The sequence below is a fragment of the Miniimonas sp. S16 genome (genome assembly GCF_057748195.1).
In genome coordinates this window covers 2,014,063-2,033,083 of sequence record NZ_CM173242.1, presented here as the reverse complement: position 1 = coordinate 2,033,083, position 19,021 = coordinate 2,014,063, and the positions used below count along the sequence as shown (strand labels likewise).

Below are 19,021 nucleotides of genomic sequence, written 5' to 3'. Positions count from 1 at the left end.
GTGCTCAGGACGACGCAGCGGACTCCCCCGGTGCGAGCGACTCGAGGATCCGGTCGAGGTCCTCGGCGCTGGCGAACTCGATGGAGATCCGGCCCTTGCGCTGACCCATCGCGATCTTCACGCGGGTGTCCCAGCGGTCCGACAGGCGACGGCCGAGATCCTCCAGCACCGCGGAGCCCTGGCTGGCGCGCGGCCGACGACGCAGCTCGGGTCGCAGCGGCTCGTCATCCTCGCCCAGCGCGACGATCTCCTCGGTCGCCCGCACGCTGAGGCCCTCGGCCACGATCCGGTGGGCGAGGTGCTCCATCGAGGTGGCGTCGGACAGTCCGAGGAGCGCGCGGGCGTGGCCCGCCGACAGCACGCCGGCGGCGACCCGTCGCTGCACGGCGGGCGGAAGGCGAAGCAGGCGCAGCGTGTTGGAGATCTGCGGTCGAGAGCGGGCGATGCGCGTGGCGAGCTGCTCGTGGGTGCACTCGAAGTCCTCGAGGAGCTGCTGGTAGGCGGCGGCCTCCTCGAGCGGGTTGAGGTTCGCGCGGTGCAGGTTCTCCAGCAGCGCGTCGCGCAGCAGATCGGTGTCCGCGGTCTCGCGGATGATCGCGGGGACGTGGTCCAGACCTGCCGCCTGCGTCGCACGCCACCGCCGCTCGCCCATGACGAGCTCGTAGTGGTCGCCGACCGGGCGCACCACGATCGGCTGGAGCACCCCCACCTCGCCGATCGAGGCGGCCAGCTCGGCGAGGTCGTCCTCGTCGAAGACCGTGCGCGGCTGGTTCGGGTTGGGCACGACCGAGCCGACCGGTAGCTCTGCGAAACGTGCGGGAACGTCGCGAAGCCCTGTCGAACGGGTGTCCGACTCATCTCCTGCCAGAGCATCGTTGCGTGAGCCGGAGGGCGCGGTACGGCGACTCGTGACCTCGGGGTGCGGGGCCTGCGGGGTCGCGACACCCTCCTCCGAGTCGACCGCGGCGCGCAGCTCGGCGTTGGCCGCGGTGGCGCCGGGCCGGTGGCTCGGCTCGGACTGCTCCGTCCGCTCGTCGTTCGGCGTGGTGTCCGCACCCGGCCCGGCGTGGTTCGTCGTGGTCCCCGCACCTGGGTGCGCCACCGGGTGATCGAGGTGCGAGTGCGCGATGCCGTGCTCGTCGTCGACGTCGGCGCGCAGCTCGGACGCGCTCCGCTCGTTCTCGTCCGAGTGGGTGGTGCTCCGGTGTGCCGTCTGGTCCGGGAAGAAGACGTCGACAGGGCGTGCTGCGGTCGGCGAGGTCGGGATGAGGGCGCCGAGTCCTCGGCCGAGTCCGGTGCGTCGTCGTTCGCTCATGCGATCCTCCTGGCCTCGCGCGTGCTGAGCTCGCGGGCGGCCTGCGCGTAGGCGAGGGCACCCGAGGAGCTGGGGTCGTACTGGATCACGGTCTGCCCGTAGCTGGGCGCCTCGGAGATGCGCACCGAGCGGGGGATCACCGTGGGGAGCGTCTGCTCGGGGAAGTGGCTGCGGACCTCCATCGCGACCTCGCGGGCGAGGTTCGTCCTGGTGTCGCTCATCGTGAGCAGGATCGTCGAGACCTCGAGCGCGGGGTTGAGGTGCTCCTTGATGAGGTCGATGTTGCGGAGCAGCTGGCTCAGGCCCTCCAGCGCGTAGTACTCGCACTGGATCGGGATCAGCACCTCGGCGGCCGCGGTGAACGCGTTCACGGTGAGGAGGCCGAGGCTGGGCGGGCAGTCGATGAAGACGTAGTCCAGACGCGGCAGCCCGTTCTCGGCTCGATGGACGAGATAGCTGCGCAGCGCGGTCCGGAGGCGTGTTTCACGTGAATCCACCGACACGAGTTCGATCTCGGCGCCCGAGAGGTCGATCGTGGCCGGGACACAGAGCAGGTTCGGGGCGAACGTGCTCTCCCGCACGACCTCGTGCATCGCCGCCTCACCCAGGAGCACGTCGTACAACGACACGGCATCCCGGTCGTGCTCGACCCCGAGCGCCGTCGACGCGTTTCCCTGGGGATCGTTGTCGATCACGAGCACCTGCTGGCCTGCCCGTGCCAGCGCCGCGGCAATGTTGACCGCAGTGGTCGTCTTGCCCACGCCACCCTTCTGGTTCGCCACCGTCAGGACACGTGTTTGCGACGGAGGTTCGAACGTCACACCGCTGAGGGAGATCTTGCGGCGGGTGTCCACCGCCAGCTGCGCTGCCAGTGGGGTGTCCGCATCGAAGTCGGGCACGGACGAGAGCTGGGCTGCGCGGCGCTCCTCGTCGGGGAGCGGCAGAGGTGACGTCACGGAACGACCTTTCGTAGACCGCCTCAAGCCTACGTGCTAACCGGCGCTCGCCCGCCCACGACACCCGTTTCACGTGAAACGATGCGACGGGCGCGCACGCTCGCCGTGGATGCGGCCCTCGGGTCCGCACACCCGCGGATGCGACGGGCCGCTGGCTGCGTTCCCACACGAGCGACTCTTTGACGGCGCGACAACCGCGCGAGTTGGATCCTTGATGCGAGCGCGCACCGCGAGTTGGGCCGCTTGATGCGAGCGCGCACATCGGGGCACCGCGGGGCATAGTGCCCGGGCTCATGCGCGCGGCGGCACAGTCACGGGCACATCCCGCGGGTGGGGCCCCCGTGCACGCTCGAACCGCCGCAGCGAGGAGCACCGGCGACTCGGCTCAGGCGGCCGAGCGTGGTCCCCAGGTCGACGCGGCGCACCGCGCCCGTTGGTCGCCGGGTCGGTCGCATCGATCGACCGGGTCCCGCTGAGCGCTCGGTGCCGGCCCGCCCCCACGCAGGCAGTTCGGTTCGCGTGCTGACGGCTCCCGTCCGTTCCGAGGCTGGGACACCAAGCCGAGGTCGTGCGCGCGCCGTTTCACGTGAAACCTGTCGTGCGGCCGTGGTGGCTTGACGCGGGAGGTCTGCTGCCTGCCGCTCTGTTCGACAGCACGAGCGCGGATCACCCGGTCGCACGCGTGGCATGGCCGACAGCCACCGCCGCCCTTGCGCGACCCGTGCGTGCTGATACCTCGCTGTCACGGAGCTACTCGTCGTGCCGCGCGACGAGGGTGGGTGTTCCACGTGAAACAGCCGCCTTACGGATCCGACCCTGAGCGTCGTGCCTCCCGTTCTGGCCAGGTCCGACCAGCACCCCGGACGCGTCTGTGTCAGCCTGCTGCTGCGAACCCTCGTCGCCCGTCCACCTCCTACGCCGCCCAAAGACAGATCGACGTCCGCACTCCGTCCGAGCTCAACAGTCCGAGCGCGGAGGCCCACCAGTCGCACACCCCACGGCGGCGAGGCCCGCCGGTCGCACACGCCACGGCGATGAGCAGCTACCGATCTGCTGCTGCCGATGCAGCCGTCTTCCACCGTGAGCCGCACGACACTTCATCGTACGCGTGTACCCTTCTCGGACACTGAACGCAAGAGAGCCGCTGCAGAACCGGGTTCAGGATCCGTCCGTGAGCGGGTGGCGGCGGAGGCGGGTCTGCAGCAGCCGGCGCTCGGCGTCGTTGCTGGTCAAGGCCAACGCCTGCCGGTCGGCGGCCGCGGCCTCCGCGGGTCGACCCAGGAGCCGGAGCAGCTCCGCGCGCGTCGCGTGCAGCAGGTGGTAGCCGGCGAGGTGAGCACCGAGCGCCTCCACCTCGGCCAGCGCGCGTTCGGCCTGACCGGGACCCAGCTGAGCGAGTGCGATCGACGCGTTCAGCCGCACCACGGGCGAAGGGTCGATGTCGGTGAGGAGCCCGTAGAGCGTGGCGATCTGTCGCCAGTCCGTCTGTGACCACGAGGGCGCCTCGGCGTGACACATCGCGATCGCCGCCTGCAGCTGGTACGGCCCGGGCGAGCGCAGGGCGGCGGCGCGCTGCAGATCCTTGCCGGCCTGGTCGATCGCGCGGCGGTCCCACAGGGAACGATCCTGGTCGCGCAGCAGGACCAGCTCGCCGCGCGCGGTGAAGCGCGCCGCGGCTCGCGCATGCTGCACCGCGAGCAGCGCGGACAGGCCCCATGCCTCCGCCTTCCGTGGCAGGCTCCGCGCGACGACTCCGGCCAGCCACACCGCGTCCGCGCCCAGGTCGCGATCCTCCGAACCCCCGGCGGAGGCGACGTACGCCTCGTTGTACGTGAGGTAGACCACAGCGAGCACATCCGGCAGTCGGCCATCGACGTCGTCGGGGACCCTGAGGTCGATCCCGGTCGCGACGATCTTGCGCTTGGCCCGCACGATCCGCTGCGCGAGGGTCGACTCGTTGACGAGGAACGCGCGAGCGATCTGCGGTGTGGTCAGGCCCATCACGGCGCGCAGTGTCAGGGCCAGGCGCACCTCGGGCGCCAGCGCGGGGTGCGCACACGCGAACAGCAGCGGCAACCGGTCATCCGCATCGACTCCGACGGCCTCGTCCGCGGCCGGCACTGCCTCCTCCGTCGTCGCCGCCAGGCGCTCCGTCACCTGGCGCCGCCGACCTCGCCCGCGCAGCAGGTCGAGGGCGTTGCGCTGGGCCGCCGTCGTCAGCCACGCCGCAGGGTTGCGGGGAGGGCCGTCACGACGCCACTGCGTCACCGCCTCCAGCAGCGCGCCCTGCACCGCCTCCTCGGCGACGTCGAAGTCGCCGAAGCGGCGGTACAGGGCGGTGACGAGGCGGCCCGTCTCCTCGCGGGCGACGGCCGCCAGCGTCGCGTCGGCGCCGCTCACTCGAACTGGCTGTAGTCCACCACCATCGGGCGAACCTCCACCGCCACCCCGGGCAGCTCCAGTCCGGGCCACGTCCTGGCCACGGCGAGCGCCGCGTCCATGTCGGGCACCTCGATGACGCTGAATCCGCCGATCACCTCCTTCGCCTCGTTGAACGGTCCGTCGACGACGACGCCACCGGTCCTGACCGTGGTCGCCGTCTCGACGGGCTGCAGCTCGGCGCCCGAGTCGCTGATCACGGCGGCGTGCTCGCCGAACCAGCCGTAGATCCGACCGTAGACGTCCTGGGCCTGCTCCTGCGTCACGTCCGCCGCCTGCGACGGGTCGCTCGTGAACATCAGCACGTACTTCATGGGGAGTCCTTCCTCGTGGGTGGGTCCTTCACCTGTACGTCGCCGGTCGGGTGCGGAAATCGACAGCCGGGTCGCAGCAGATCTCGCGGGCCCTCAGGGCAGGAGCGCCAGGCGCCCTTCCACGCCCGCGGCTTGGCCGACAGTGTGGCGCACGGGCACGCTCGGCGCGAGGGCGCGTGGTCACGCGATTTCACGATACTGTGAAGCCGTGAATCCACCTGATGCGCCACTCTACGAGATCAAGGCCAACCTGTTCCGCGCCCTCGCCCATCCCGTCCGCGTGCGCGTGCTCGAGATCCTTGCCGCGTCGCCGCAGGAAGTCGCCGTCGCCGACCTCCTCACGACGCTCGGCCTGGAACCGTCCCACCTCTCCGGTCATCTCGCCGTGCTGCGGCGCCACGACGTCGTGACCTCCCGCCGGGTCGGCTCCACCGTCTACTACCGGCTGGGCCACCCTGCGGTGGCGGACGTCCTCGCGAGCGCCCGGGTCTTCCTCCACGACACGCTCGCCACGGCGGCGCAGCGGCTCGACGCAGCACGCGACCTTCCGCCGGTCGGCCGATGACCGCGGCCACGACGGCGTCGGCGACGAGCAGCGTCGCCCGGCACCTGCGCACGCTTCTGCCGGGACGGGCCGACCTCGCGCCCGTGCGGACCTCGTGGCGGCGCGACCTGCTCGCGGGGGTGACCGTCGCCGTCGTCGCCCTGCCGCTCGCGCTGGGGTTCGGCATCAGCTCCGGGATGGGCGCCGCGGCCGGACTGGTGACGGCCGTCGTGGCCGGTGTCGTCGCCGCCGTCCTCGGCGGCTCGCACGTCCAGGTGTCCGGTCCGACCGGCGCGATGGCCGTGATCCTCGCCCCGATCGTCGCCGCGCACGGGACGGCCGGCGTCGTGACGATCTCGGTCATGGCCGGGATCGTGCTCGTGCTCGCCGGGCTCGCGCGGCTCGGCCGGATCGTCGTCTACATCCCGTGGCCCGTCATCGAGGGGTTCACCGCCGGGATCGCGGCGATCATCTTCCTCCAGCAGGTGCCCCTCGCTCTCGACGTCACCGTCACCGGCGGGGAGCGCCCGCTCGCCGCGGCGCTCGACGCCGTCGGGCAGGCGGGCCTCGCGCAGAGCGGCACTGCCCTCGGCGTCACGGTCGGCGTCATCCTCGTCATCGAGCTGTGTCGTCGACTCCCGGGCAACGTCCCCGGCGCGCTCGTGGCGGTCGGGCTCGCGACGGGTGCCGCCCAGGTGCTGCACCTCGACATATCCCGGATCGGCGCCCTGCCCACGTCGCTGCCGGCGCCGTCGCTCGGCGTCGTCGACCCGGCAACCCTGGCGGGCCTCGCGGGGCCTGCGCTCTCGGTGGCGGCCCTCGCGGCCATCGAGTCGCTGCTGTCGGCACGCGTCGCCGCCGGCATGGCGCCGACCGGGCGGCCGCTCCCGGACCGCGAGCTCGTGGGCCAGGGCATGGCCTCCATCGCGTCCGGCGTCTTCGGCGGCATGCCCGCGACCGGCGCCATCGCGCGCACGGCGGTCAACGTGCGGGCGGGCGCGCAGAGCCGGCTCGCCGCCGTCGTGCACGCGCTGTGCCTCGCGCTCGTCGTGCTGGTCGGCGCGGGCCTCGCCTCGCTCATCCCGCTGGCCGCACTCGCCGGAGTGCTCATCGCGACGGCGTTCCGGATGGTCAACGTGCGCGAGGCGACCACTCTGCTGCGGCTGGGCCGCGGACCCGCGCTCACGTTCCTCGTCACCATCGTGTGCACCGTGGCGCTCGACCTCATCACCGCCGTAGAGGTGGGGATCGTCCTCGCGGGGTTCTTCGCGCTGCGACGGATGGCGTCGACCTCACGCGTGGAGCGCGAGGCGCTGCCGGGACCCGCCTGCCCGGGCGACGAGCACATCTCCCTGCTGCGTCTGGACGGCTCCCTGTTCTTCGGTGCCGCCGACCGCGTGCTCGACGAGATCGCCGACTCCCGCGCCTGGGTGGTGATCCTGCGGCTGTCCCAGGTCAACCTGCTCGACTCCACCGGGGCCCACCGCCTCATGGAGCTCATGACCCAGCTCGAGGCACGCGGCATCACGGTCCTCATCAAGGGCATCCGTCCGGAGCACCACGACACGGCGCTGCGCGCCGGTGTGCTCGGTGCGCTGCGCCACCAGGCGCACCTCTTCGAGGAGCTGCCGCCCGCCGTCGAGCACGCCCGCGACCACGTCCGGCGCGAGCTCGCACACCGGCCTACCACCGTGGACCGCGCGCTCTGACCAGACGCGAGGACTCCGAACGGCCCGACGGCGAAGGAGGGCTCAGCGCCCGCCCACGCGCCGGATCTCGACCACCCGGGTGACGTCACCGTCGCCCAGGACGTCGACGTCGTGCACGACCCCCGCGCCCGCGCCGAGGCGGCGCAGCGTGGACCCCGCGGCCTCGAGCTCGGCGGCGGCGCGCTGACCCTTCATGGCGAGCAGGGCGCCCCCGGGTGCGACGAGCGGCCAGGTCCACGTCACGAGCTTGTCCAGGGCGGCGACGGCGCGTGCCGTCACCGCGTCGAACCGCGCCTTGCCGTGCAGCTCCTGCGCCTGACCCTGCACCACCGAGACGTTGGTCAGTGACAGCTCGGCTGCGACGAGCTCGAGCCACTCCACCCGGCGCTCCATGGGCTCGATGAGCGTGACGGTGAGGTCCGGCCGCACGGCGGCCAGCACGACTCCCGGGAGGCCGGCTCCCGACCCGACGTCGGCGACGCTGCCCGACCCGGGCAGGTAGGGCAGGACCGCAGCGGAGTTCAGCACGTGCCGCGTCCAGAGGCGTCCGAGCTCACGCGGGCCGACGAGCCCACGCTCCTCGCCGTGGCGGCGCAGCAGCTCGTAGTAGGCGACGCACGCGTCGTAGCCGGCACCGAGGACCTCGCGGGAGCCGGGGGTGGCCTCGGGCTCGGACTCCGCCGCTTCCGTCGCGGACACGTCAGGCCGGGCGGATGACGACCCGGCGCGCCGGCTCGACACCCTCGGAGTCGCTCACCAGGCCCGCCGCCGCCACCCAGTCGTGGACGATCTTGCGCTGGTAGGGGTTCATCGCGTCGAGCGCGACCGACTCCCCGGAGGACTTCACGTGCTCGACCGCCTCGGCGGCCACCTTCTCCAGGGCCTCGCGCTGACGCGCGCGGAACCCGGCGACGTCGAGCATGAGCCGGCTGCGCTCGCCGGTGCGGGCCTGCACGGCCAGCCGCGTGAGCTCCTGCAGGGCGTCGAGCACCTCGCCGTCCTCGCCCACGAGTCGGTCCAGCGAACCCGGCGCCTCCTCGGAGACGATCTCGACCGCCGCGCGGCCGTGCTCGACGCCGAGGTCGATGTCGCCGTCGAGGTCCGCGATGTCGAGCAGCTCCTCGAGGTAGTCGGCGGCGATCTCGCCCTCCTCCTCGAGTCTCGTGGGGGCAGGAGTGTCCTGGTTCGTCATGTCGTTCTCCGGGGGTCTGCGAGGTTCTCGTGTCCTGCGGTGGGCGCCGGCGTCACCTGAGGGGCGACGGCGCGGCGTGCTGCGTCGGCGTCGATGCCGGGGTCAGCGCTTGCGCTTCGTTCTCTTGCCGGGCGTCGGTGGCTCGTCCTCCAGGACGCTCCCCGAGCCGGACGAGCCGGACGAGTCCGAGCGGCCGGACGAGTCCGTCGTGCCCACGGGGGGCGGAGCGTCGGTGACGTCGTCGGGCACGCTCGCCACGCCGTCGGGCGCCGTGGACGACGGCGTGCCCAGCGGGCGGGGTGCGCCGGACTTCTTCGCCCGTGCCTTGCTCTTGGGCTGCTGACGCTGGCCGGAGACCGGACGCTCGTCCTCGAGCAACGCGGTGCCGCCGGCCCCGGTCGTGACGGCATCCGAGCTGCTCGACGTGCCCTTGCGCGCGGCCTTGCGGGCCATCCGCTCCTGGTACTTGCGCTCCGCCTCGGAGCCGGGCGCCGGCATGTTGCGGATGACGTAGAACTGCTGACCCATCGACCACAGGTTCGTGGTGGTCCAGTAGATGAGGACACCGATCGGGAAGTTCACGCCCGAGAATGCGAATACGAGCGGGAGGATGTACATCAGCATCTTCTGCTGACGGGCCATCGGGTTGTCCAGCGCCGCCGCCGGCATGTTCTTCATCGTCAGCTGGCGCTGCGTGGTGAACGTGGTCACCGACATCGCGACGATGAGGATCACCGCGACGATCCGCACCGCGGCGGTGGCGTCGGGCATGAGGAACCACGACGAGAGCGGCGCTCCGAGCAGCGTCGAGGCCTCGGCCTGCGATGCCAGCTCACGCGTGAGCGGACCGATATGGCTCTGCGTGCCCGCCGCGATCTCGTCCAGGGAGGAGAGCACGCGGAACAGGGCGAAGAAGATCGGGGACTGCGCGAGGATCGGCAGGCACGACGCGAACGGGTTGGTGCCCGCCTCGCGGTAGATGGCCATCATCTCCTGCTGCATGGCCTGCCGCGACGCCGGGTCGGTCTTGCCCTTGTACTTCTTCTGCAGCTTCTGGATCTCCGGCTGCACGATCTGCATCGCGCGCGACGCCCGGATCTGCCGCACGAAGAGCGGGATCAGCACGATGCGGATCACGATCACGAGCACCACGATCGAGAGCACCCAGGACAGGCCGCTCTCGTCCATGCCGATGAACGTGAAGGCCTTGTGGGCGAGGACCATGATCCACGCAACCACCCACATGATGGGGGAGAGGATCGTGTCGAACCAGTCCATCGTCTCTGCAGAGCTCCTGTCGGGAAGGGGTCGGGCACCAGGCCCGAGTCGAGGGTACGAGACCGGGGCAGCGGCGACGAATCACAGGGCGTGACCGGGCCGGGCCTGGCCGGCCGGTCAGGCGGGGCCGGGTGGCTCCGGCGTCGGTGCCGGGGTCGTCGGAGTCGTCGGAGTCGTCGGAGTGGGAGCCTCGACCACCCCGTCCCAGCTTGCCCAGCGCTGGCCGCGCACCGGCACGTGATCGACGCCGCCGCGCGCCCACGGGTTGCACCGCAGCACCCGGTAGACCGCGAGCACGAACCCCACGGCGGCGCCGCGCGTGCGCAGCGCCTCGACGGCGTACGCCGAGCAGCTCGGGTAGAAGCGGCACCGCGGCGCGAGCCACGGCGACACGACGCCCTGGTAGAGGCGCACCAGCGCCACGAGCACGCGAGCGGCCGGCGACGGCGTCGCGTCCTTGGTCTGCGACCGCACGCCTCGCACGTCCGACGGCGCACCCGCGTCGTGCGGTTCGCCGTCGGACGGGTGGGCGGTCGCGTGGGGCATCCGGTCCTGCACCATGGTCACGACCGGGTCACGACCGGTGCTCGCGCGGTGCGGACACCGCGGCCACAGTGCGAGGCGACGGGGAGACCGCCGACGGACGCCCGCTGCGCTGCGACGCTGCGGCGGCGCGACGCTCGGCCTGCCGCCACGCGGTGTCGAGGGAGTCGGCCAGCTCGACGCTCGACGCCGTCGCGCTCGCCGGGAGGGCGCGCACCACGAGGCGAGAACCGTCCGGGAGCCGATCGACGCGTGCGCGCACCAGATGACGCAGGCGCCGCTTGACCCGGTTGCGCACGACGGCCACGCCGACGCTCTTGGGGACGACGAAACCCACCAGGGCCGCAGCCGCTGGTGGGTCGTCGGACGTCCGCCCGGTGGAGTCAGGCAGGGCGAGGTGCACGACGAGGTGCGAGGACCCTGTCCGAGCCCCCCGGCGCACCGCGACGCGGAAGTCCTCGGACTCCCGCATCCGGTGCGCCGCGCTCAGCACGGCTCAGGCGGAGAGCTCGGAACGCCCCTTGCGACGGCGCGCCGACAGGATCGCGCGGCCGGCGCGGGTCCGCATCCGGAGACGGAAGCCGTGCACCTTGGCACGACGCCGGTTGTTCGGCTGAAAGGTCCGCTTGGTCACGGGGGTGCTCCCACTCATTGCTTGGTCGGTCGGGCGCGCCACGCCCGATCCGCGGAGCAGACCGGTGTGCGCGACGCCCGAAGCAGTGGCCCGCGCGCTCGCAAGCGCGATCTGGGCAGGACGGACGGCGCGCGTGTGGCGCGACTGAAGAACGGTACGCGGGTTCGCTGACCCGGTCAAATGACGCGCACAAATGACGCGCGCGCTTCCGCGGCTGCGCCCTGCCCGGGGCACAGCCGGCCGGGGCGCGCTCGCTATCATCGGACGCGCGACCCGGCCAGCCTGCCCGATGCCGGTGCGCTGCCACGGGCACGACACGCCCGTCCCACCCACATCCTTGTCCACAGCCTGTGGGTGCACGGACCGCCACGGGCCGGGAACAGGGGACACTAGGCCGATGACCTCAGCCGACGACGCCACGTCCGACGACCTCACGTTCCAGTGGGACGCCGCCGTCGGACACCTGCGCGGTTCGCTGGCGACGTCGCACCTCGCGTTCGTCCGGCAGTCGCGTCCGCTGGGCGTGCTCAACGGCACCCTCCTGCTGGCCGTGCCGAGCACCTACACCAAGGACTTCCTCGAGACCCGGGCGCGCGAGGAGATCCTCGACGCGCTCGCCGTTGCGTTCGGGCAGACGCTCACGTTCGCGGTGACGATCGACCCCTCGCTGCAGGAGAACGACCCGGCGCTCGGCGCGCCGGCGCGCTCGGCCGACGAACGCACGGACTCGGCCTCCTCCCCTCGCGAGCTGCCCGAGACCCGGCACGAACCCAGCCACCGGCGCCCGCCGTCGCACGACCTCTCGGCCACCCCGCCGCGGTCCCCGGCGCACCGCCTCGACGAGGCGTCGCGCAGCTCCGCGGACGACGGCGTGGTCCCCGCACCGCGGCGCCCCTCCGTCGCCGAGCCTGCTCCGGGCAACGACCCCGCCCGGCTGAACCAGGCGTACACGTTCGACACGTTCGTGACCGGGTCGAGCAACAGGTTCGCCAACGCCGCCGCGTTCGCCGTGGCGGAGGCCCCCGCCAAGGCCTACAACCCGCTGTTCATCTACGGCGACTCGGGCCTCGGCAAGACGCACCTCCTCCACGCGATCGGCCACTACGCCCAGCGGCTCTACCCCGGCATCCGGGTGCGCTACGTGAACTCCGAGGAGTTCACGAACGACTTCATCAACTCCATCCGGGACGACAAGGCCGAGTCGTTCCAGCGCCGCTACCGGAGCGTGGACGTCCTCCTCATCGACGACATCCAGTTCCTGCAGGGCAAGAAGGAGACGATGGAGGAGTTCTTCCACACCTTCAACTCTCTGCACAACGCGACGAAGCAGGTTGTCATCACGTCCGACGTCGCGCCCAAGCACCTGGACGGATTCGCCGACCGGATGCGCAGCCGGTTCGAGTGGGGTCTCCTCACCGACATCCAGCCGCCCGACCTCGAGACCCGCATCGCGATCCTGCGCAAGAAGGCCGGTCGTGAGCACCTGTCCGCACCCGACGACGTGCTGAGCTACATCGCGTCGCGCATCTCGACGAACATCCGCGAGCTCGAGGGTGCGCTGATCCGCGTCACGGCGTTCGCAAACCTCAATGGTCAGCCGGTGGACCTGCCGCTCGCCGAGATGGTGCTCAAGGACCTCATCACCGACGACGGCGACACCGAGATCACGCCCGCGGCGATCATGGCGCAGACGGCGACCTACTTCGGCGTCTCGATCGACGCGCTCTGCAGCGCCGATCGCACCCGGGTGCTCGTGAACGCCCGGCAGATCGCGATGTACCTGTGCCGAGAGCTCACCGACCTCTCGCTGCCCAAGATCGGCCAGATCTTCGGCGGCCGCGACCACACCACCGTGATGCACGCCGACCGGAAGATCCGCGAGCTCATGGCGAAGAACCGTGCGACGTTCACGCAGGTCACGGAGCTGACGAACCGCATCAAGCAGCAGACGCGCGCCTGAGCGCGGTGACCCGCAGGTGAGGCGCGGGGGTGCTGCAGGCGTCTCGCGCGCAAACCTTCAGCCATGTGTTGAAGAATGCACAACTGTGGACAACCCTGGGGACGGCGGTGGACAGCCGTCTCGGACGCGTGGACAGCCGGCCGCGTCGACGTGGAATCCACGCCATGTGATTCGACGCGATCCACGACACCCGCGACGCGTCCACGGTTGGTCCAGCACCCGCGTCCACACCCGAGATCGGCAGCGGACCGCGCCGCACGGCACTTCTCCCCAGGATCCACACCGCCTACTACGACGATGACACCTAGATCGATGACGGGGTTGTGGAGGAACCACTGCCCGGCCGACCCGGTTCGGGCCAGCTCGATCCGGTGGTTCCCGGACCACGCACCGATCGCCGACGGGACGCCGTCTGCACGTCGGCGCGAGGGGTGAGCCACGGCGTCGGACACCACTACAGGCACGGACTAGGGTGAGGCCCCAGGTATCACCACACGACCGACCAGACCCCGAGACCAGATCCCCGGCAGGAAACGGCCACGAGCCGACGTCCTGCGCCCCCGGAAAGGTGACCGACGTGAAGTTCACCGTCGAACGCGACGTGCTCGCCGAGGCCGTCACGTGGACCGCCCGCTCCCTGCCGTCCCGACCGAGCATCCCGGTGCTCGCCGGCGTGCGGATCGAGGCGAGCGCCGAGGGGCTGGCGCTCTCGAGCTTCGACTACGAGGTCTCCGCGGTCAGCGAGATCACCGCCGACGTCGCCGAGCCGGGGTCGCTGCTGGTCTCGGGTCGACTGCTCGCCGAGATCTCCCGCGCCCTGCCCGCGCGCCCCGTCGAGGTCACGGTCGAGGGCACGCGAGCCGTCCTCACCTGCGGCTCAAGCCGCTTCACGCTGCTCACGATGCCGATCGAGGACTACCCCTCGCTGCCGGCCCTGCCGCCGGCGTCGGGCACGATCGACGCGCACGCCTTCGCCGAGGCCGTCGGCCAGGTGACCGTCGCCGCGAGCCGCGACGAGACGCTCCCGCTGCTGACCGGCGTGCGGATCGAGATCGAGGATGATCTCCTCACGCTGCTGGCCACGGACCGCTACCGGCTCGCGATGCGCGAGGTCTCCTGGAACCCGGCGACGCGCGGCATCTCCGCGACCGCACTGGTGCGGGCCCGTACGCTGTCCGAGGTCGCCAAGTCGCTCACGAGCGCCGGCAGCATCTCGCTCTCGCTGCCCACCGGGCAGGGCTCGGACATCGTGGGCTTCGAGGCCGGCGGCCGCCGCACCACCTCGCTCCTGGTCGACGGCGACTACCCGCCCGTGCGGCGCCTGTTCCCCGAGGTCACGACGTCCCACGCGGTGGTCACCACGTCGTCCCTCATCGAGGCCGCCCGCCGCGTCGCACTGGTCGCGGAGCGCAACACCCCGATCCGGCTGGAGTTCAGCGAGGGTCAGGTCGTGCTCGAGGCCGGTCAGGGCGAGGACGCGCAGGCGTCCGAGGCGATCGAGGCGAGCTTCGAGGGTGAGGCCGTCACCACCGCCTACAACCCGGGCTACCTCCTGGACGCGCTGGGTGCGGTGGGCAAGGAGTTCACCCGCCTGTCGTTCACGCACGGCACCAAGCCGTCCGTGATCACCGGCCAGACCGCGCTGGACTCGACGACCGACGAGGGCTTCCGCTACCTCATCCAGCCGATCCGCTTCGCGGGCTGACGCCCCGCGTCGGCTGCGCCACCTCCCGCCGTCGTCCTGGCTCCGTGCACGTCTCCGACCTCGCGCTGAACGACTTCCGGTCCTACCCGGAGGTGGTGCTCGCGATCCCGCCGGGCATCACGGCGTTCGTGGGTCCGAACGGCCAGGGCAAGACGAACCTCGTCGAGTCGATCGGCTACCTCGCGTCGTTCTCCAGCCACCGCGTCGCCAGCGACGCCCCGCTCGTGCGGCAGGGCGCGCAGCGTGCCGTGGTGCGGGCCCGCGCGCAGCTGGGTGAGCGGGCCCGGATCGTCGAGATCGAGATCAACGCCGGGAGCGCGAACCGGGCCCGGCTGGACCGTGCGCCCGTCGCGCGGGTGCGTGAGGCGGCCGGGATCGTGCGCTCGGTGGTGTTCGCCCCGGAGGACCTCGCGCTCGTCAAGGGTGACCCGGACGTGCGCCGGCGCTACCTCGACGACCTGCTCGTGCAGCGCACCCCCCGGATCGCCGCGGTGCGCGCCGACTACGAGCGCGTGCTGCGGCAGCGGACCTCGCTGCTCAAGTCCGCCGGCGCGCTCCGCTCGGGGCGGCGCTCACGCACGGCTGCACCGCCGGCTCCACCGCCCGATCCGGACGGCCCCACCGGCAGCGAGCCGACCGACGGCCGGTCCGGTGCCCTGCGCACGCTCGACGTCTGGGACGCCCAGCTCGCGGCGGCCGGCGCACGCCTGATCGCCGCGCGGGTCGAGCTGGTCCGGCTGCTGCGGCCCCTCGCGGCCGCCGCGTACGCGCAGGTCAGCAGCGCGCAGGGCGACCTCGAGCTCGGCTACCGGGCGAGCGTCGCGCAGGCGCGGCCCGGCGACGCCCCGGACGAGGCGCCGCCCGGGGGGTGCGAGGAGGAGCTGCTGGCGGTGGACCTCGTCGAGGCGCGGCTCCTCGAGGCGATGTCACGCCTGCGCCCCAAGGAGCTCGAGCGCGGCGTGTGCCTCGTGGGCCCGCACCGCGACGACCTCGAGCTCGTGCTCGGCGGGCTGCCCGTCAAGGGGTACGCGTCGCACGGGGAGTCCTGGTCGGTCGCGCTCGCGCTGCGCCTGGCCAGCTTCGACCTGCTGCGCGACGACGACGGCTGGTCCGGCGGCGATCCGGTGCTCATCCTGGACGACGTGTTCGCCGAGCTCGACGCGCGCCGCCGGACCCGGCTCGCGGCGCTCGTGGCACCCGCCGAGCAGGTCCTGCTCACCGCGGCCGTCGCCGAGGACGTGCCCGAGGAGCTCGACGGCGCCCGGTTCGACGTGATGGAAGGCGAGGTCACCCGTGTCCGGTGAGCGCGGGCACGACGGCGAGCGCACCTCGGGCGGGACGCCCTCCTCCGCACGGGAAGAGCGGGCGGGCGGCGGTCCGTCGCCGAGCGACGACTCGCCCGCAGGCATCGCCGACGGCGTGACCGACAGCGCGGCCGCCACGGACGACGGCACCGAGGACGACACCCCTCAGGGCGACGCCGCGATCGTCGCGCTGGCCCGCGCGCGCGAGGCGGCGCGCGCCAAGGGGCTGCGACCCGGCCAGCGCCCGAGGTGGCGCGGCGGCGCGAACGGTGGCTCGGCGTCGGGCACCGAACGCCTGGTCGACGGGACGCGTCGCCCGGTGCCGGGCACCGGACCCGGCTTCCCGCCGGGCAGCCGGCCCGACCCGCGGCCGGTGGGGGAGACGCTCGGCCGCCTCATGGCGCAGCGCGGGTGGACCGAGCCGGTGGGCGTGGGCGGCGTGATCGGACGGTGGCGCGAGGTGGTCGGACCCGACATCGCCGACCACGCGACGCCCGAGACGTTCACCGACGGGCGGCTCGTGGTGCGCACCACGTCGACGGCGTGGGCCACGCAGCTGCAGCTGCTCCTGCCGCAGCTCGAGCGCCGCCTCGCGGAGGAGGTGGGCGAGGGCGTCGTGGCGGAGGTCGTCGTGATCGGGCCAGGGGCGCCGTCGTGGGTCCGCGGGCAGCGCGTCGTGCGTGGCCGGGGTCCGCGCGACACCTACGGGTGACCCTGTCCGGTCCGGTCCGGGCCGCCTCGTGGAGGCGCCTGTGGGGCGTCGAACCACGCCGACCCACCCGCGGAGGTTTGGTTGTCCACATAACACGGTCTGAGGGCCGTTCAAGGGGCTCGACGGGGTAGAATTGACCACACGAGTCCGAGCGCCGAGATCGGCGTGTCAGCGGACGTGCACCCGAGACGCCTCGTGCTGTCGCGCGCGCACGCGAGCTCCCACCCCGCCCGGGACCGACGACTCGTGCGTGCGCCTGACCGGACGCGCGCCGGTGCGACAGCGAGGATCCCCGTGACAGAGCCGACGCCCGAGGTCGAGCCCACCCCGAACGAGGCCGTGGAGCCGGCCGTCGAGCCCGTCGCGGCCCGCCCGGCGAACGGCGGCTACGACGCCCAGAACATCACGGTGCTGGAGGGCCTCGAGGCCGTCCGCAAGCGCCCGGGCATGTACATCGGGTCGACCGGCGAGCGCGGCCTGCACCACCTCGTCTACGAGATCGTCGACAACTCGGTCGACGAGGCGCTCGCGGGCTACTGCGACACGATCGACGTCACCCTGCTGGCCGACGGCGGCGTCCGCGTCATCGACAACGGCCGCGGCATCCCTGTGGCGATGCACCCCACCGAGGGCCGGCCCACGCTCGAGGTCGTCATGACGATCCTGCACGCGGGCGGCAAGTTCGGCGGCGGCGGCTACGCGGTCTCGGGCGGCCTGCACGGCGTCGGCATGTCCGTGGTGAACGCGCTGTCCAGCCGGATGGAGTCGGTGGTCCGGCGCGACGGCTACACGTGGTCGATGGCGTTCGCCGACGGCGGCAAGCCGGTCGGCGAGCTCGAGCGAGGCGCGGCCACCGACGAGACCGGGACGCAGCAGACGTTCTGGGCCGACGCGAGCATCTTCGAGACCACCGAGTACGACTTCGAGACCCTGCGCACTCGGTTCCAGCAGTACGCGTTCCTCAACAAGGGCCTGCGCATCTCGCTCACCGACGAGCGCGCCGTCGAGGAGCACGACGAGGTCGCCGGGGCGGACGACGAGGTCGCCGTCGCGCCCAAGCACCGCAGCGTGACGTACAAGTACGACGGCGGCCTGGTCGACTACGTCAAGCACATCAACTCCGCCAAGAAGGCCGACCTCGTCAACCCCGAGATCATCGACTTCAGCGCCGAGGACACCGGACGCACGATCTCCCTCGAGATCGCCATGCAGTGGACGACGGCGTACACCGACTCGATCCACACGTTCGCCAACACGATCAGCACCCCCGAGGGCGGCACGCACGAGGAGGGCTTCCGCGCGGCGCTCACGAGCCTCGTGAACAAGTACGCCCGCGCGCAGAACCTGCTCAAGGAGAAGGACGAGAACCTCAGCGGCGAGGACATCCGCGAGGGGCTCACGGCCGTCGTCTCGATCAAGCTCGGCGAACCGCAGTTCGAGGGGCAGACGAAGACCAAGCTCGGCAACACCGAGGCGCGCACGTTCACCCACTCGGTCGTCTACGACCAGCTCGGCGACTGGCTCGACTCCCACCCCGCCGAGGCCAAGGAGGTCGTCCGCAAGGCGATCCAGGCCTCCGCCGCACGGATGGCCGCGCGCAAGGCGCGCGAGGCGACCCGGCGTAAGGGGCTGCTCGAGGGCGTCGGCATGCCGGGCAAGCTGCGCGACTGCTCGAGCCGGGACGCCTCGATCTCCGAGGTGTTCATCGTCGAGGGTGACTCGGCCGGCGGCTCGGCCGTGCAGGGCCGCAACCCCGCGACGCAGGCGATCATGCCCATCCGCGGCAAGATCCTCAACGTCGAGAAGGCCCGGCTGGACAAGGCGCTGTCCAACCAGGAGGTCCAGGCGCTCATCTCGGCGTTCGGCACCGGCATCGGTGAGGACTTCGACCCCTCCCGGCTGCGTTACCACAAGATCGTGCTCATGGCCGACGCCGACGTCGACGGCCAGCACATCTGCACGCTGCTGCTCACGCTGCTGTTCCGCTACATGCGCCCGCTCGTGGAGAACGGCCACGTCTTCCTCGCCGCGCCGCCGCTGTACAAGCTGAAGTGGACGAACGCGCCCCACGGCTACGCCTACTCCGACCGCGAGCGCGACGCGCTGCGCGATGCCGGGCTCGCGGCCGGCCACCGCCTGCCCAAGGAGGGCGGGATCCAGCGCTACAAGGGTCTCGGCGAGATGAACTACTCCGAGCTGTGGGAGACCACCATGGATCCGGAGACGCGCATCCTCAAGCAGGTCACGATCGGTGAGGCCGCGGCCGCCGACGAGATCTTCTCCATCCTCATGGGCGAGGACGTGGAGTCCCGCCGCTCCTTCATCCAGCGCAACGCCCGCGACGTGCGGTTCCTCGACATCTAGGCGTCCGCCCGGCCGCCCCGCGCGCACGGCGCGCGGACCACCCGGCCGGGTG

The 19,021-nt window shown here is 72.1% G+C and carries 17 protein-coding genes; 7 read left to right on the top strand and 10 right to left on the bottom strand.

Annotated elements, in window-relative coordinates; genetic code table 11:
• Window positions 1-4: 4 nt before the first annotated feature.
• From AC3AQ1_RS08900 to AC3AQ1_RS08885, 4 genes are all read right to left on the bottom strand, one after another.
• The gene (locus AC3AQ1_RS08900; protein WP_108718686.1) at window positions 5-1,315 is read right to left on the bottom strand and encodes a ParB/RepB/Spo0J family partition protein; all 1,311 of its coding nucleotides are present in this window, start codon (window positions 1,313-1,315) and stop codon (window positions 5-7) included.
• The gene (locus tag AC3AQ1_RS08895; protein ID WP_304595653.1) at window positions 1,312-2,271 is read right to left on the bottom strand and encodes a ParA family protein; all 960 of its coding nucleotides are present in this window, start codon (window positions 2,269-2,271) and stop codon (window positions 1,312-1,314) included. The genes AC3AQ1_RS08900 and AC3AQ1_RS08895 overlap by 4 nt, the downstream gene beginning before the upstream one ends.
• Window positions 2,272-3,429: 1,158 nt before the next feature.
• Complete coding sequence (locus AC3AQ1_RS08890; protein WP_108718684.1) at window positions 3,430-4,671, bottom strand: RNA polymerase sigma factor; 1,242 nt, start codon at window positions 4,669-4,671, stop codon at window positions 3,430-3,432.
• On the bottom strand, window positions 4,668-5,024 hold the full coding sequence (locus AC3AQ1_RS08885; protein ID WP_108718683.1) for a YciI family protein: 357 nt from the start codon (window positions 5,022-5,024) through the stop codon (window positions 4,668-4,670). The genes AC3AQ1_RS08890 and AC3AQ1_RS08885 overlap by 4 nt, the downstream gene beginning before the upstream one ends.
• Window positions 5,025-5,232: 208 nt before the next feature.
• On the opposite strand from AC3AQ1_RS08885, the gene AC3AQ1_RS08880 reads away from it, so the two are divergent.
• Both AC3AQ1_RS08880 and AC3AQ1_RS08875 read left to right on the top strand, forming a co-directional pair.
• Window positions 5,233-5,589: an ArsR/SmtB family transcription factor gene (locus tag AC3AQ1_RS08880; RefSeq protein WP_234417436.1), complete on the top strand. Its 357-nt coding sequence runs from the start codon at window positions 5,233-5,235 to the stop codon at window positions 5,587-5,589.
• Window positions 5,586-7,277 (top strand): SulP family inorganic anion transporter, encoded by a 1,692-nt coding sequence (locus AC3AQ1_RS08875; protein ID WP_108718681.1) that lies wholly within the window; start codon window positions 5,586-5,588, stop codon window positions 7,275-7,277. The genes AC3AQ1_RS08880 and AC3AQ1_RS08875 overlap by 4 nt, the downstream gene beginning before the upstream one ends.
• 42 nt (window positions 7,278-7,319) lie before the next feature.
• On the opposite strand, the gene rsmG is transcribed toward AC3AQ1_RS08875, so the two are convergent.
• The 6 genes from rsmG to rpmH all read right to left on the bottom strand — a co-directional run bounded on the left by rsmG (window position 7,320) and on the right by rpmH (window position 10,924).
• Window positions 7,320-7,976 carry a 16S rRNA (guanine(527)-N(7))-methyltransferase RsmG gene (gene rsmG / locus AC3AQ1_RS08870; protein ID WP_108718680.1) on the bottom strand — a complete coding sequence of 219 codons (657 nt, stop codon included), beginning with the start codon at window positions 7,974-7,976 and terminating at the stop codon, window positions 7,320-7,322.
• A gap of 1 nt (window position 7,977) precedes the next feature.
• Window positions 7,978-8,469, bottom strand: a complete 492-nt coding sequence (locus AC3AQ1_RS08865; RefSeq protein WP_108718679.1) for a Jag family protein — start codon at window positions 8,467-8,469, stop codon at window positions 7,978-7,980.
• Between the two features lie 102 nt (window positions 8,470-8,571).
• Entirely contained in the window at window positions 8,572-9,747 is a 1,176-nt protein-coding gene (yidC, locus tag AC3AQ1_RS08860; RefSeq protein ID WP_108718678.1) for a membrane protein insertase YidC, read from the bottom strand.
• A gap of 117 nt (window positions 9,748-9,864) precedes the next feature.
• Entirely contained in the window at window positions 9,865-10,293 is a 429-nt protein-coding gene (gene yidD / locus AC3AQ1_RS08855; RefSeq protein ID WP_108720102.1) for a membrane protein insertion efficiency factor YidD, read from the bottom strand.
• A 28-nt stretch (window positions 10,294-10,321) separates the two neighbouring features.
• Complete coding sequence (rnpA, locus tag AC3AQ1_RS08850) at window positions 10,322-10,783, bottom strand: ribonuclease P protein component (RefSeq protein WP_108718677.1); 462 nt, start codon at window positions 10,781-10,783, stop codon at window positions 10,322-10,324.
• A 3-nt stretch (window positions 10,784-10,786) separates the two neighbouring features.
• Window positions 10,787-10,924, bottom strand: coding sequence for a 50S ribosomal protein L34 (gene rpmH / locus AC3AQ1_RS08845; protein ID WP_108718676.1), 138 nt, complete (start codon window positions 10,922-10,924; stop codon window positions 10,787-10,789).
• A 397-nt stretch (window positions 10,925-11,321) separates the two neighbouring features.
• Here rpmH and dnaA point away from each other — a divergent pair, with 397 nt between their 5' ends.
• From dnaA to gyrB, 5 genes are all read left to right on the top strand, one after another.
• Window positions 11,322-12,884, top strand: a complete 1,563-nt coding sequence (gene dnaA, locus AC3AQ1_RS08840; protein ID WP_108718675.1) for a chromosomal replication initiator protein DnaA — start codon at window positions 11,322-11,324, stop codon at window positions 12,882-12,884.
• 577 nt (window positions 12,885-13,461) lie between these two features.
• Window positions 13,462-14,589: a DNA polymerase III subunit beta gene (gene dnaN, locus AC3AQ1_RS08835; protein ID WP_108720101.1), complete on the top strand. Its 1,128-nt coding sequence runs from the start codon at window positions 13,462-13,464 to the stop codon at window positions 14,587-14,589.
• A gap of 44 nt (window positions 14,590-14,633) precedes the next feature.
• Window positions 14,634-15,893: a DNA replication/repair protein RecF gene (locus AC3AQ1_RS08830; RefSeq protein ID WP_108718674.1), complete on the top strand. Its 1,260-nt coding sequence runs from the start codon at window positions 14,634-14,636 to the stop codon at window positions 15,891-15,893.
• Window positions 15,883-16,605: a DciA family protein gene (locus AC3AQ1_RS08825; RefSeq protein WP_370445269.1), complete on the top strand. Its 723-nt coding sequence runs from the start codon at window positions 15,883-15,885 to the stop codon at window positions 16,603-16,605. The genes AC3AQ1_RS08830 and AC3AQ1_RS08825 overlap by 11 nt, the downstream gene beginning before the upstream one ends.
• A gap of 294 nt (window positions 16,606-16,899) precedes the next feature.
• On the top strand, window positions 16,900-18,969 hold the full coding sequence (gene gyrB / locus AC3AQ1_RS08820; protein ID WP_108718673.1) for a DNA topoisomerase (ATP-hydrolyzing) subunit B: 2,070 nt from the start codon (window positions 16,900-16,902) through the stop codon (window positions 18,967-18,969).
• Window positions 18,970-19,021 lie beyond the last annotated feature (52 nt).

Bases quoted from the DNA above. Each gene is read 5' to 3' on its own strand.
- AC3AQ1_RS08900 (WP_108718686.1), bottom strand. From the start codon at position 1,315: ATGAGCGAACGACGACGCACCGGACTCGGCCGAGGACTCGGCGCCCTC.
- AC3AQ1_RS08885 (WP_108718683.1), bottom strand. From the start codon at position 5,024: ATGAAGTACGTGCTGATGTTCACGAGCGACCCGTCGCAGGCGGCGGAC.
- AC3AQ1_RS08875 (WP_108718681.1), top strand. From the start codon at position 5,586: ATGACCGCGGCCACGACGGCGTCGGCGACGAGCAGCGTCGCCCGGCAC.
- AC3AQ1_RS08865 (WP_108718679.1), bottom strand. From the start codon at position 8,469: ATGACGAACCAGGACACTCCTGCCCCCACGAGACTCGAGGAGGAGGGC.
- yidC (WP_108718678.1), bottom strand. From the start codon at position 9,747: ATGGACTGGTTCGACACGATCCTCTCCCCCATCATGTGGGTGGTTGCG.
- yidD (WP_108720102.1), bottom strand. From the start codon at position 10,293: ATGCCCCACGCGACCGCCCACCCGTCCGACGGCGAACCGCACGACGCG.
- dnaA (WP_108718675.1), top strand. From the start codon at position 11,322: ATGACCTCAGCCGACGACGCCACGTCCGACGACCTCACGTTCCAGTGG.